We start from the raw sequence: 13,398 nt of genomic DNA, 5'->3' as shown, positions 1-13,398 counted from the left end.
ACAGTCTGCAAATTGTCAGTAAATAATTTACCTAAAACAGAGGGAACTAAATAAAGAGTATTTAAACAAAAAATGCTAAAACTAAAAAACAAAACTGGAACTAGAAACAAAAAGTGGTTATTGTTTTCAAAACCGATATGAATCTACGTATGCTCTATTGATGAATAGATTATACGTAGGTCCGTATAAACAAAAAGTACAAAGGGAAGTGAGTGAGTATATTGAAAAAAGTGAGGAAAGCCATCATACCAGCTGCGGGGCTCGGAACAAGATTTTTGCCCGCAACGAAAGCGATGCCGAAAGAAATGCTGCCGATCGTTGATAAACCGACGATTCAATACATAGTAGAGGAAGCGATCGAATCCGGAATTGAGGACATCATCATCGTCACCGGAAAAGGAAAAAGAGCGATCGAAGACCATTTTGACAACAACTTTGAGCTTGAACAAAATTTAGTGGAAAAAGAAAAATTTGATCTCCTGGAAAAAGTGCGCCAATCTTCCAAAGTAGATATTCATTACATACGGCAAAAAGAACCAAAAGGGCTTGGACATGCCGTCTGGTGCGCTCGGAAATTTATCGGCGACGAACCGTTTGCGGTGCTTCTTGGAGATGACATCGTGCAGGCGGACAAGCCTTGCTTAAAACAGCTGATGGACGAATATGGAAAAACGGGAGCATCGATCATCGGCGTACAGCCTGTTCCTGAAGAAGAAACACACCGCTACGGCATCATCGAGCCGCTCGAACAAACGGGCCGCCGATACGAAGTCAAAAATTTCGTAGAAAAACCGGCAAAAGGAACAGCGCCATCCAATCTCGCCATTATGGGTCGGTACATATTAACGCCTGAAATTTTTCAATTTTTAGAAGAACAAAAAATTGGAGCCGGCGGCGAAATCCAGTTGACTGATGCCATCCAAAAACTAAATGAAATCCAACGTGTCTTTGCCTACAACTTCGAAGGAAAACGGTATGATGTCGGGGAGAAAGTAGGTTTTATACAGACGACTATTGAATTTGCATTGCAGAATCAGGAGTTAAGAGAAGATCTTATTCAATTCATGGAGAAAATATTAAGCGATATGAAAGTAGAAGAGAAATAAAGGGGGACGGGGAGTTGTCGAAGTCGAATTCTGTACAAAAAGTGTTTGCTTCTAATCACAGTGTAGAATACACTTCCTTTCAAAGTTTAGAAGATACATCTAAACTATACGCTATTACAAAAAGAACAATGGATATTGTCGGAGCAATCATTGGACTTATTTTAACAAGTCCGCTTTTTTTTATTATTAGCATCTTCTATTTATTCGGTGACTCGAAAGGACCGATTTTCTTCAAACAAATTCGTGTCGGGAAACACGGAGAAAAATTTTATATCTACAAATTCCGCTCCATGATTGTTAAAGCAGATGAGAAACTGAAAGCAGATAAAGAACTTTATGAAAAATATTTAAGAAACAATTATAAGTTAGAACCACATGAAGATCCAAGAATTACAAATTTAGGACGATTCTTACGCAAAACGAGCCTTGATGAAATTCCTCAACTGATTAATGTATTAAAAGGGGAAATGAGTTTGGTTGGACCGAGACCAGTTGTCCAAGAAGAATTAAAAGAATATGGAGTTAAGGTAGGCGAGTTCTTATCTGTGAAGCCTGGCCTTACTGGATATTGGCAAGTAAGTGGTAGAAGTGAAATAGGATATCCTGAAAGAGTAAACTTGGAACTTTACTATGTATATAATCAGTCATTACTTTTAGATATAAAAATAATTTTAAAGACTGTTTGGATGGTCTTGCTTAAAAAAGGTGCTTATTAACTTATGTGAGAAATTAAGTTTATTACCTAAAATGTAAATTCTGCTTGTAACAATAGAAAGAATAAATAATAATTTTTTAAGGGTGTATTATTAGATGAAAATTAGAGTGGAACTTCATACTCACACTCAATATTCACATGACAGTCTACTAAATAAGTGGTTTTATTTACTAATGTTAAAGCTAAAGCGAATTAAAGTAGTAGGTATTACGGATCATAATGAAATAGAAGGGGCGATAAAATTTAAAAAGTTTTTAGAACGATTTGGAATAAGAGTTATAGTTGGTGAAGAAATTTTTTCGAGTAAAGGAGAAATTATAGGCTTATTTTTAAAAGAAAAAATAGCCCCTGGTAAATCTCCAAGAGAGACAATGCTTGAAATAAAAAAACAAGGTGGGGTGGTTTACATCCCACATCCCTATGATGAAAAAAGATATAAAACTGTTTTGCCGGAGGAAGAAATAGCTAAAAATTTAGATTTAATAGATATAATTGAAGTGCATAATGGACGAAACATAAAAGATTATTTTTCGCATAAACAATTAGAGATTGCAACCAAGTATAAAAAGATACAAAGTATCGGTAGTGATGCACATACGTTTTTTGAGTTAGGTAGAAACTATAATGAGATGGAAGAATTTGTTGATAAAAATGATTTTCTTGAGTCTCTGAAATATGCGAGTTATGTAAAGAAAAATTGTATCCAAATATCTCATCAAGTTACAAAATTTGTTCGGATAATTAAATTGATAAGAAAGGGTCAATTTAATGAGATATTTAGAATTATCAATAAAAGATACAGAAGAAGCAAGCAAGCAGCTGGCACAGAAAATAAGTCAAGATTTTAAGCCGGATGTAGTTGTTTTCATAGCAAAAGGTTCTTATATCATTGGAGATGTAATAAGTAAATACTTTGAAGTTCCATTAATTGAAATACATGCTGTTAGAGAAGGAAACAAATTAAAAAATTTAGTTAGCCCTGTATTAAAGTTGATTCCTAAAAGTGTAAAAAATTACTTAAGAAAGAAAGAGTTGCAATCAGGAGTTCATAATAAAAATTCTGAACGTAGAGTTTATCTAGAAAAGGGAAAAGATAAACTTCAAGATGCAGAGAATATTTTAGTAGTAGACGATTCGGTAGATACGGGACATACAGCAAAACAAGTTTGTGAATATATTATAAGAAATTTTGGAGAGAAAACAGTGAGATTTGCTAGTCTAAATTATTTCGAGGAAAGCGAAAAGGTTTTTAAAGTACATTACAGTATATATAGAAATCATATTATGGTAGGTCCTTGGTCAAAGGATTCGAAAGAATATAATGATTTTAAAAAATTATATTCTAAAGCAAAGCAAAGTGGTATGATATGAATTTAAAGGGCTAGAATTGCTTATAGAAGATAAAAGACATCGGTATTGATAGTGATGGTGGGGATTTAAACTATGTTTTTATTAAACAACAGTAAGTATGTTAATTTGATGAACGTTTTTTTAAGGTTATTGAATATTTTTCTTAAAGGAATATTTTTAATAATTGCTGCGAGATATTTAACGGTTGAAAGTATAGGTATCATAGGAACATTATTCGCTTACATTACATTAATTGTATTTTTTTTGGGTTTTGAATATTGGTATTACTCTAATAGATTAATTAAAGATCAAAACGACTTAAAAGTAATTATAAATCAATTCTTTTTATATGTAATCATTTATATAATTTTTATTCCAATTATCTATACGGTATTTCAAATTAAATATAGTTTAGGTCTAGAAATTTCTATAATTGTACTTTCTTTACATTTAACTCAAGAAACATCAAGAATCTTAATTTTTATAAACAAACAATTGACAGCCAGTATTCTCTCAATTATTACACAAAGTTTATGGACAATCCCCATTTTTATTATCTGGCTTTTAGGTTTTGTCATAAGTTTGAATAATATTTTTCTAATTTACTCTGTCTTTGCACTAACCGGAGCAATTGTTAATATTATATTTTTGACTAAGTACTTCAGCATTAATATTAAAGAACTTAAAAAGTATATAGCATTGTTAGATTATAGCCTTATTTCACGGGGTATAAAACTTACAATGTTGATTTTGTTAAGTACATTAAGTATAAAAGCCTCTGAATTAATGGGTAGATTTATTTTGGAACGTCAAGATATGTTAGTAGAAGCGGGAGTTTATACCTTTTATCAAAGTATAGTTAGTATACTTTATTTATTATTATATTATGGAGTTAGTTCTTTTTATTTACCGAAGCTAAATAAATGTGATTTAAATTCTGAGGCATATATATTTATAAAAGAAAAATATAAAAAGACTTTTATTATTTCTTTAATATTGGGAACATTGTTGATTCTTTTTTTTGGTACATTATTAATATATTTTTTTATAAAAGATGTAAGTTATATAGAAAATATTATATGTTTCTACATTATGTGTGTAGGAGGATTTTTATACACTTCATCAACATATTTAGGTATATTAATCTATGTGAATAGAATTGATTCGATAACAATAAAGATAAACTTTATTTCTGTATTTATAGCATTTATAGCATTATACGTTGGTCTGAAAAGTGTAAAAAATGCTCTTTTAGGGATCTCTCTTGGCTATGTATTTTGGAGTTTATTAATTTTGTTACTAAACGTATACAATTGCCGTAAACACGCTTTAATATAAGAATCGTTAATATGAACTTCTTGATCTTCAAGAATCAATAAAAAATAATTTATCTTTAGCTTCGAAATTAAAAAAATCTCATTTTTAAAACCCGTGGTGCTATATAAAATCAGACAAGCATAAAAATAGCCCTTGCATGAGGATCTCCTTAAAATGAAAGTGCAACCAAACATCAAAAGGAGAAGTTCCCATGCAAGAGCACTTTCATTTTACAACAGATCAGGCCAAACTTCAAAAACAATATGAAGCGATTTTGTTCTTTGTATCGGCTCAACTATCGAGTATCCAGATTCATCTTCAACGCCGAAATCGTCATTTGTTGAAACAGGAAGACGAAGTCATCATCACCATCCATGTCCTTGGAAAGTTGTTGGGCTTCACTTCCGAACGGGCTTGGCACCGGTTTGTGATCGGGAATTTGTTTCCCAAGGCCTTGTTCCCTGAACGTTCTCGGTACAACCGTCGCTGCCGAGCGCTTGGCTTTGCGATCAAATGGATGCGGCACCAGCTGGCCAAGCGCGGGCAACACCATGCGTATGCGGTGGTGGACAGCTTGCCGATCGAGCTGTGTCATTCAGCCCGAATGCATCGCGTCAAACGGTTTCGTGGAATCGCCGATATTGGCTATTGTGCTTCCAAAAAGACCGCTTTCTATGGGTTGAAACTTCATCTGCAGGCCACCGACCATGGGCTTCCGATGGGATATGTCGTCACCGAAGCGTCTTGTCACGACCGGGTGGCCGCTGAAACCGTCATGACACAAATTCCACATCCGTATAACCTAGGTGACAAAGGGTGTATCAGCCAAAAGCTGCAAAAGAAGCTGTACGAAGAGCACCGAGTCGCTTTTTGGACGCCAGTTCGAAAAAATCAGCGAATTCGCCAATCAGACGCATGGAAACAATGGATGAAACGAAAACGCAAAGTGGTGGAAACCGTGTTTTCGATTTTAGTCGATTCGTACGGATCACCGAGATTCGAGCGAACTCGGTTTCTGGATTTGAAACGGCACTGGATGGTATTTTACTGGCTTACTCCCTTGTTGTTCTTAGGCTAGTTGAGCGTTAAGACTCAACTAGCACCACGGGTATTTTTAAAATATTTTCGGACGCATTAAGGAGAAAATAAGTTCGCCTATATTAACTAAAAAATATTCGGGTGTTAACAATGAAAAAAATTGATGTATTGATACTTATAGAACATGTGGTTAGAGAATTAGAAATGGCAGTATTACTAAAGTATTATCTTGAGCAAAAAGGTTATACAGTTGAAATTAAGTCAACGAAATTCAATAAAGAAGAGCTTGTTTTTAAATATCGGCCTAAAATTCTAGTTACACCTTGGGCATATAGTGATATAGAAATGAATTTCTTTAAAGCATTTAACTATTTTTCAAAAAATAAAACAATAATATTTAATCTACATCAAGAACAAATTACCAACGAAAGAAACTTAATGTATATGTTACCAAAAGGGGAGGCAAAAAATGTATATCATTTGTCATGGGGAAAAAAGTTCACTCAATTACTGTTAGAAAATGGGTGTTCCGATGAGTTAATATACGAGCTGGGAAATCCAAGGTTAGACTTTTACAAAAAAGAATTATTGGGTTTTTCTATCTCGAAAAGAGAACTAGCCAAGATGTATAATTTAGACCCACAGAAAAAGTGGTGTTTAGTAATAGGGAATGGAATTCATCATTTAACCCAAGAAGACATAGATTTATTTGAATCTCGAGGTGTAGGTTATAAAAGAATTTATGGTCCTGCTGTAGAGGCATATAACAAGCTTTTGGAATGGATTGAGACTTATTTGGCAGAAAATAAGGATTATGAGTTTATATATAGGCCCCATCCTAGTTATGCAAACAAGGACTTAGAAGATCAAAGGTTAAGCCAACTAAATAAAAAATATAATAGTTTTAAAGTTATCGCTGATTATTCTTTGAGAGACTGGATAGTCAATAGTGATTTATCTGTATCATTTTTCTCTACTTCTGCAGTTGAAAGCACTGTAGCAAATAAACCGCATTATTTAATTAGACCTCAAATATTAAGTGAAGATTTAGAAGTATCAATATTTAAAAATACAACAAATAAAATAAGCTCTTATACCCAATTCTTTTCAGTATTGAAAAGTAATAATTTAGAATTAGACCCGATTTTATTAGAAAATATTAATAAAGAGGTTAATATTGTTGAAGGTAAATTAGTTACTAAACAAATCGCGGACATTATTTCGGATTTTCTTTCGAATGAAAAAAAATACATCATTGGTTACAAATTAAATGTATTCAGTTTTACAAAAATATTTGTAAAGTTTGTTTTTAAAAAGATGTTATATTTTGCAGCGAGAAAGTCAAGTTTTATTAAATCAAAAATTAAAAACGCTAAAGATATTAGGTGGGGGTACATTCTAAAAGAAGGGCCTGATTACTTTGACGATAAGGATATAATTGAGATACAAAAAAAGATAGATTCATTGCCTTTTTTATGAAATTAACACAAAAAACATCCATGAATAAATTTTACTCCCCACCCAGGCATGAAAATCCATCTCTCCTTCCATAATGGAGGATGAACGCAAACAGTTTGGAAAGACGTGCTTTTTAATGGTGGTTCGACCCTGTGCAAAAAACTGTTTGAGTCCATTTGGTGTTCCACCCATTGTGAGCCCTTTTCATGCGAAAAGGTGACTACGAACAGAAAAATGCCTAACGTACAAGTGGACTCACTGTTTGCGAATTCATCAATGGAAGGAGTAAGAATCATGGATGTTCTTTATCATCGTTGTGCGGGATTAGATGTCCATGCCGAAACCATTGTCGTTTGTGCCCTTCTTGGAGAAGAAGATCACATTCAAAAGGAAATCGAAACATTCCCTACTTTCACGAAAGATTTGTTTCGTCTTCTGAAATGGTTAGAAGATCGTGGGGTCACTCATATTGCGATGGAAAGTACCGGTGTTTACTGGAAACCCGTGTTCAACATTTTGGAAGACTATTTTGACATTACTCTCGCTAATGCCCAGCGCATCAAAAATGTTCCCGGTCGAAAGACAGATGTCTCCGATGCCGAATGGATCGCCAAATTATTGCGTTATGGGCTGATCGAGAAGAGTTTCGTTCCGCCTGCGGACATTCGGGAATTGCGAGATTTGACCCGTTTACGGAAAAAGTGGATTGGGCAATTGACCGCTGAGAAAAATCGGATACAAAAAGTGTTAGAGTGTTCGAATATCAAGTTAAGTTCTATCATTTCGGACATATTTGGTGTATCTGGGCGAAAACTACTTGAACGCCTAATGAAACAAGGATATATCGAAGAACCAGAGATTGATGCCTGCATTCATGGGAGAATGAAAGGAAAAAGACAACAAATTCAAGATTCTCTCTTTGGAACATTGACCGAGCATCAGTTGTTTATGATTCGCCAATCTTGGAAGCATATCGAATCGTTGGAAAGCTTACTTCGAGAAATCGAAGAGCGAATCGACCAACTCTTACAAGCCTACAAACAAGAGATGGAGCTTCTTGTGACCATACCGGGAGTCAAAAAAGAAACCGCTGCCGTGATCATCGCTGAAATCGGGGTCGATATGGGACAGTTTCCAACTTCGCAACACCTCGCTTCATGGGCTGGAGTGGCTCCAGGGAATCATGAAAGTGCAGGGAAACGGAAAAGTACCCGAACGACGAAGGGAAATCTCCATATCAAATCCGCGTTATGTGAGGCAGCGTGGGCGTTATCTCGATGCAGGAATCAACGATTGGCAGCGAAATATTGGTCACTGGCGGCACGCAGGGGAAAGAAAAAAGCACTCGTTGCGATGGCGCACCGAATGCTTACAATCATTTACTGCATGCTTTCTCGAAAAGAACCGTTTCGAGAACAGCCAACCTATTAATATAACCAAAAAGACGAAGAACTATACGAGATACCTAAAAATAAGGTAGCTCTGCTTTCTTATTGCCGTTTTTGGTCATTAACAGGGTATCCAATTTGATCGTGGGGTATACCGATTCGACCATGTTTCATTGATTTTCACAGAAAAAAAGTTGGAATTTATAGAGATGATGTTAGCATGTTTTTGGCAATTAAAAAATGTACCAAAGGCAAATAAGAGTATCCGTTTCACTGAATATTAACTCATACACCACGTTACTTGACATGGAGCCTCTGCGCTCATGATTCTATGCAAAAGAGCAAGCCATATCGTTTTGCAGGCAGGAAAGCCCATCATGACCGCCACTCCATATCAAGTTATAATTATACAAAAATAGATGCATATGCTTCATTGCCTGTACATTTTCTCATTGCTACTAACAATTTGTAGTGAAATGCGAACGTGTTGCAAAACGCATAATGCGTGCATAAAGGGACATAAAAAATCCACCCCTTTGGAAATTATATACAGTCAGTGAACACAAATTACAATCCAAGGGACGGACACTATTATGGTTTCCAGCTGGATCAAAGAACATGCATACATGGGTGATATCGATTCTCTTTTGGTTTCAAGAACAAGGATTTTCGGAGTTTCATGCCCAACTGTTCACGGATTAGGCGTTCAACAGCCTTCTATTGTCTTGATCGACAGCACGGCGTTGAGAAGTAGTCTATATGATTCCCAAGCCAAATGGGGGATGTCGACTCGATATCGGTTTGTTTAAGGGCTATAAACTTCATGTAGGGACCACAACAGAAGGAATTATTTTATCTCATGTTTTCACGACAGCCAACCGACATGACACGGCTGTAGATCCGGAGGTCTTTTCGGCTTTAAAAGGTTGGAACATTCCATTTGCGTTATGAGATGCGGCCTATGATAGCGAAAATGCCCGAAACGCCGCCGAGAACATCGGGATCTTTTTTGTGTCCCCAGTTGAATCCTTGAAACCAAAAGAGCGAGAGAAAAGATGCCTATGGTCGTGTGATTCCCGATTTCTTGAACACTTGGTTTGGGAAGAGGTTGTTGGGATTACGTGTGAACATCGAACGAGTATTCAACCAGCTCAAGATCAACGGCCTAGAGTAATCTCGTTGGTATGGGTTACGTCGCTATCAGCTGCATGTTCAATTGTGTAGACTTATGCACAACTTCGAGTTTTTACTTTAATTTTGCAATACCATCAAATGTAATAATAAAACTTAAATACTAATTACAAAAACAATCAATATCAATTTCGGGAAGGAGTATTATGATTTTAAAACAGTTAATAATAAGAGTATTAATGTGTGTAGCAGTAATTCTGAATTTTATTCCTAATAGTTCCACAACATATGTTTTTACAACATTAATTTTTATTGGGTATTTAGCATATTACTTTATAATTGAAACAAGATATTTCATCATATACTTTATTGTGTTTTTTTCAATATTATCAAATTTACTAAGCACGCTTTTACTGGAAACTCAAAATGTGTATCTTTATGAGTTAGGAACCATATCTTTTTATGCAGGTTCTTTTAAATATGCATTTTTAATTTTTGTTATAACTAACGAATTTTTATATTTTTTTTATAAAAAAGAAAGGATTAAATTTAATAGTCTAGAATTGAAAGATCCTGCAAATAAAAATATAAATTTTATTGATAGGCTAATGTTAATAGTCTATTTAGTTCTTTTAGGTTATTTTATTTTAAATATAGTTGACAAACCTTTTTGGGTTGTAAATGTAGGGAAGTTTGGATATGAAAAGGAAGTATTTTCTGCCAATCCTTTGCTAGGAAATATTAAAGTGATTTTAATGTATTATAGCGTTTATTTAGGATATATGTTCTATAGAACTAAAAATGCAACCTTTATACTGTTATTTTTACTATCTGTTTTAAGTTACTTTTGGATTGGCCAGAAATTTTCTTCTATATTATTTATGTCGCTTTATTTTATATTCCCGTTCCTTCTGAAAATGAATATAAAAAAAATCAGAAAAGTTACTTTGCGAGTTGGAATTATGGTACTTTTGATCTTATTTGTTAATAGAATACTCTTTGTAAATAGTTCGATGAATAAAGTAGAAAATGATATAACTCAATACTTTTACAATAGATTAGCACAACAAAACCAACTTTGGTGGTACTTTTATTCACATAGAGATGAGTATAGAAATAAGAATAAAGTTGATGAAATAATAGAGGATATTCGATACAGTAATGAGAATGTTGATAATATAAAAAAGATTAAAAGTGGGGAATTTAAGCTAATTGATATAGCTGCCGGTCGAAACATGGCTCTAGCAAGAGCACAACTTAATGCTCCATTTGCAACTGGTGTGCATTCACAAGTGTTATATTATTCCGGTTCTATAATAATTGTTTTACTATATGTTATACTATGGGCCTTTTTTTATAACAAAATAACTTTTATATTTTTTAAATTATTAGGAAATCATACTTTTCTAGCATCACCCTTATTAGTTTTGTTTGCTAAAATATACAAAATGTCTTTTGAAATTGGCTTTCAAATAGTAAATAGAATATTTCAAATTACAAACATAATGACGTTAATCCTGATTATTATAGTGTTTACGATAAGTAGAATGTTAGATGACAAGAAGAGGAGGTTTGGTGTAGCGCTTCTCCCACCATTGCGTTCAAAGCGCCAATAAGGTGACGCTCGCATGGTGTCTATACGTAAACACTTGTTTCTGTTTGCCGACTTCGGACTATGTGGCATGAAGGATCTGATAGGCATGGACATGGGTTTCATCTTGAACAAAAGTACGGTATCGGGATTCAACAGTTTTTTAATGAGGTCGAGTTCTCTTTCAAACGTTCATTGTTGGTCTGGATCGGCTTTGGCTAGCACATAAGTTGAGCGCGTGTAGCTTAAGCGTAGTCGCCAAAGCATGCGCAAAATGCCTGTACAGCTCATCTCGACCCCATACGTGTTGTGCACATACTCCCGAATAATAGAAGTGGTCCATGAGGAAGCGCATCCCAATCTGTGATCGGAAGGGGAACTCGTTTAAAATGACTTGCTTGGGTTCGTTTTGTTGTTCGGCTGTAAAAAAACATGGGCGTCCCGGTCCACATTTTCGTTCTAATAAGGCATCTATCCCACCTTCATTAAATTTTTTGACGTAGGTGGCAAAGGATTGACGATGAAGATTGCACAAATCAGCGACTTCTTTCCCTATGTAGTCTTCCATTACGAGACGAACCGCCGTGATGCACATACGTAAGCAAACATTATCTTGCTGTTTCTCTAATTTCCGTAAATCGGTTGGGGTGAGGTCATGCGTATGAGTGATGGTGAGACGTGCCATTGTTTTTATCGCTCCTTCGTTCCTGAATTCTAGCTATAGTATGGACAAGAACAAAGAACGATAATCAAACCAAATCGAAACAGTTAGTCAGTTATATATAGCACCACGAGTTATTTATATTAAAGACTATATTTATATAAAGATATATAGTAACGATGTTAAGAAAAAAACAATTAGAGTCCCACAATTCTTACCCGTAAACAAAGAGATCAATATCCGTAATTTTGATATTGAGAGAGGAGCCGCTAATCTAAAGTTTTACAGAATGTAAGGATAACAGGTGTGTTTATTAAATGATAAGATTCACTTAATTTAATGTTGGTCTTACAACTTTTCTCCGAAAGTTAGTTGGACTCAATTGCTGATTGAAAATGTTACATGTACACCTTTTCTCACATGTAGGCACTTTGAAGGTAAATGGATGTACCTGCTGATGTTCATCTTCGGTGAAAAAGTTCTTTGCAGTTCATGTTTTAATGGATTACAGACCGCTTGTTTTTACGATCGGTAATTAATCAGTGCTTAAAAAATAACTTATTTGTGAATGATACAATATTGATTGAAAGGATTGGGATTGATACGATGATTTTCGAAAATAGTACAGTACTAGTTACCGGTGGTACAGGTTCAATAGGTAGCGAAATAGTTCGTCAATTATTACTGCATAATCCGAAGTCTATAAGAATTTTTAGTCGTGATGAGAGTAAACAGTTTTTTATGCAACAAGAACTTCATGAGTATGATAATATAAGATATTTGATAGGTGATGTAAGGGATAAACAGAGGCTGTTGTACGCAACTGAAGGAGTAGACTATATATTTCATGCTGCGGCATTAAAGCATGTTCCTGCGTGTGAGTATAATCCGTTTGAAGCAGTCAAAACGAATGTTATAGGGGTACAAAATGTAATTGAAGCAGCCCTTGCTAATGAAGTTAAGAAAGTTATTTCTATCAGCACTGATAAAGTAGTTAACCCAATGAATACTATGGGGGCTACAAAATTATTATCCGAGAAATTAATAAGTGCAGCCGATTATTATAAAGGTGCACATAAAACAGTTTTTTCTTGTGTAAGATTTGGAAATGTAATGGGTTCAAGAGGTTCTGTTATACCTTTATTTAAGGAACAAATTAGGAGTGGCAAACCAATTACTTTAACAGATAGAAGAATGACAAGATTTATGATGTCTATTCCTCAGGCAGCAAACTTAGTTTTAAAAGCTGCGGAATATGCTCGGGGTGGAGAGTTGTTTATATTAAAAATGCCTTCTTTGAATATTTTAGATTTAGCAGAAGTATTGATAGAAGATTATGAGAAAGCTTATGGCATAAAATTCGAACCAAGAATTAGAGAAATAGGAATTAGACCAGGAGAAAAGCTTTACGAAGAACTTATGACTCTGGATGAATCTGAAAGGGCGTTATGCAATGATGAGATGTTTTTAATTCCTTCAAACATTAATGACAGGGCTAAGAGTTATGAATATGCTGGGTTTGTAAAAGCAAAGTATGAGGAGTATTCTTCCTTAAATGCGCCAAAATTAAATAAGAACGCAATATTAGAATTATTACAGCGGGAAGGGCTGTCTTTTAGATAAAAATATATGATTTTTTGATA

General features: G+C 34.6%; 11 protein-coding genes and 2 pseudogenes. 11 read left to right on the top strand and 2 right to left on the bottom strand.

Going from position 1 to position 13,398, the window contains the following annotated elements:
* Positions 1–218: 218 nt before the first annotated feature.
* The 10 genes and pseudogenes from galU to NSQ84_RS17075 all read left to right on the top strand — a co-directional run bounded on the left by galU (position 219) and on the right by NSQ84_RS17075 (position 11,119).
* Positions 219–1,106: a UTP--glucose-1-phosphate uridylyltransferase GalU gene (gene galU / locus NSQ84_RS17120; protein WP_327873993.1), complete on the top strand. Its 888-nt coding sequence runs from the start codon at positions 219–221 to the stop codon at positions 1,104–1,106.
* Positions 1,107–1,219: 113 nt separating this feature from the next.
* Positions 1,220–1,822: a sugar transferase gene (locus tag NSQ84_RS17115; RefSeq protein ID WP_339212806.1), complete on the top strand. Its 603-nt coding sequence runs from the start codon at positions 1,220–1,222 to the stop codon at positions 1,820–1,822.
* A 94-nt stretch (positions 1,823–1,916) separates the two neighbouring features.
* Positions 1,917–2,669: a PHP domain-containing protein gene (locus tag NSQ84_RS17110; RefSeq protein WP_339212141.1), complete on the top strand. Its 753-nt coding sequence runs from the start codon at positions 1,917–1,919 to the stop codon at positions 2,667–2,669.
* Positions 2,590–3,192, top strand: a complete 603-nt coding sequence (locus NSQ84_RS17105; protein ID WP_339212140.1) for a phosphoribosyltransferase — start codon at positions 2,590–2,592, stop codon at positions 3,190–3,192. The genes NSQ84_RS17110 and NSQ84_RS17105 overlap by 80 nt, the downstream gene beginning before the upstream one ends.
* Before the next feature lie 72 nt (positions 3,193–3,264).
* A complete protein-coding gene (locus NSQ84_RS17100) occupies positions 3,265–4,509 on the top strand; it encodes a hypothetical protein (RefSeq protein ID WP_327873912.1) in 1,245 nt (414 codons plus the stop codon).
* Positions 4,510–4,699: 190 nt separating this feature from the next.
* A pseudogene (locus NSQ84_RS17095) lies at positions 4,700–5,577 on the top strand (IS982 family transposase).
* A gap of 99 nt (positions 5,578–5,676) precedes the next feature.
* A complete protein-coding gene (locus NSQ84_RS17090) occupies positions 5,677–7,005 on the top strand; it encodes a hypothetical protein (RefSeq protein ID WP_327873911.1) in 1,329 nt (442 codons plus the stop codon).
* A gap of 273 nt (positions 7,006–7,278) precedes the next feature.
* Positions 7,279–8,415, top strand: a complete 1,137-nt coding sequence (locus NSQ84_RS17085) for an IS110 family transposase (RefSeq protein ID WP_327873910.1) — start codon at positions 7,279–7,281, stop codon at positions 8,413–8,415.
* 550 nt (positions 8,416–8,965) lie between these two features.
* Positions 8,966–9,181, top strand: coding sequence for a hypothetical protein (locus NSQ84_RS17080; protein WP_327873909.1), 216 nt, complete (start codon positions 8,966–8,968; stop codon positions 9,179–9,181).
* 528 nt (positions 9,182–9,709) lie between these two features.
* Entirely contained in the window at positions 9,710–11,119 is a 1,410-nt protein-coding gene (locus tag NSQ84_RS17075; RefSeq protein ID WP_327873908.1) for a hypothetical protein, read from the top strand.
* Between the two features lie 167 nt (positions 11,120–11,286).
* On the opposite strand, the gene NSQ84_RS17070 is transcribed toward NSQ84_RS17075, so the two are convergent.
* Both NSQ84_RS17070 and NSQ84_RS17065 read right to left on the bottom strand, forming a co-directional pair.
* A complete protein-coding gene (locus NSQ84_RS17070) occupies positions 11,287–11,385 on the bottom strand; it encodes a hypothetical protein (protein WP_327873915.1) in 99 nt (32 codons plus the stop codon).
* A gap of 202 nt (positions 11,386–11,587) precedes the next feature.
* A pseudogene (locus NSQ84_RS17065) lies at positions 11,588–11,662 on the bottom strand (DNA-binding protein); the annotation flags it as partial.
* Between the two features lie 699 nt (positions 11,663–12,361).
* On the opposite strand from NSQ84_RS17065, the gene NSQ84_RS17060 reads away from it, so the two are divergent.
* Complete coding sequence (locus NSQ84_RS17060) at positions 12,362–13,378, top strand: UDP-N-acetylglucosamine 4,6-dehydratase family protein (protein ID WP_327873914.1); 1,017 nt, start codon at positions 12,362–12,364, stop codon at positions 13,376–13,378.
* Positions 13,379–13,398: the final 20 nt, after the last annotated feature.

Origin of the sequence: Aeribacillus sp. FSL K6-3256 (assembly GCF_037965805.1) — a bacterium.
In the GTDB taxonomy this organism is placed as follows: Bacteria; Bacillota; Bacilli; order Bacillales; family Aeribacillaceae; genus Aeribacillus; species Aeribacillus composti.
Note: the sequence above shows the minus strand (reverse complement) of the source record. Positions and strands in the feature narration are given on the sequence as shown.

Coding starts and splice junctions, on each gene's coding strand:
- NSQ84_RS17105 (WP_339212140.1), top strand. CDS start 2,590: ATGAGATATTTAGAATTATCAATAAAAGATACAGAAGAAGCAAGCAAG.
- NSQ84_RS17090 (WP_327873911.1), top strand. CDS start 5,677: ATGAAAAAAATTGATGTATTGATACTTATAGAACATGTGGTTAGAGAA.
- NSQ84_RS17110 (WP_339212141.1), top strand. CDS start 1,917: ATGAAAATTAGAGTGGAACTTCATACTCACACTCAATATTCACATGAC.
- NSQ84_RS17085 (WP_327873910.1), top strand. CDS start 7,279: ATGGATGTTCTTTATCATCGTTGTGCGGGATTAGATGTCCATGCCGAA.
- NSQ84_RS17075 (WP_327873908.1), top strand. CDS start 9,710: ATGATTTTAAAACAGTTAATAATAAGAGTATTAATGTGTGTAGCAGTA.
- NSQ84_RS17070 (WP_327873915.1), bottom strand. CDS start 11,385: ATGAGCTGTACAGGCATTTTGCGCATGCTTTGGCGACTACGCTTAAGC.
- NSQ84_RS17060 (WP_327873914.1), top strand. CDS start 12,362: ATGATTTTCGAAAATAGTACAGTACTAGTTACCGGTGGTACAGGTTCA.
- NSQ84_RS17080 (WP_327873909.1), top strand. CDS start 8,966: ATGGTTTCCAGCTGGATCAAAGAACATGCATACATGGGTGATATCGAT.
- NSQ84_RS17100 (WP_327873912.1), top strand. CDS start 3,265: ATGTTTTTATTAAACAACAGTAAGTATGTTAATTTGATGAACGTTTTT.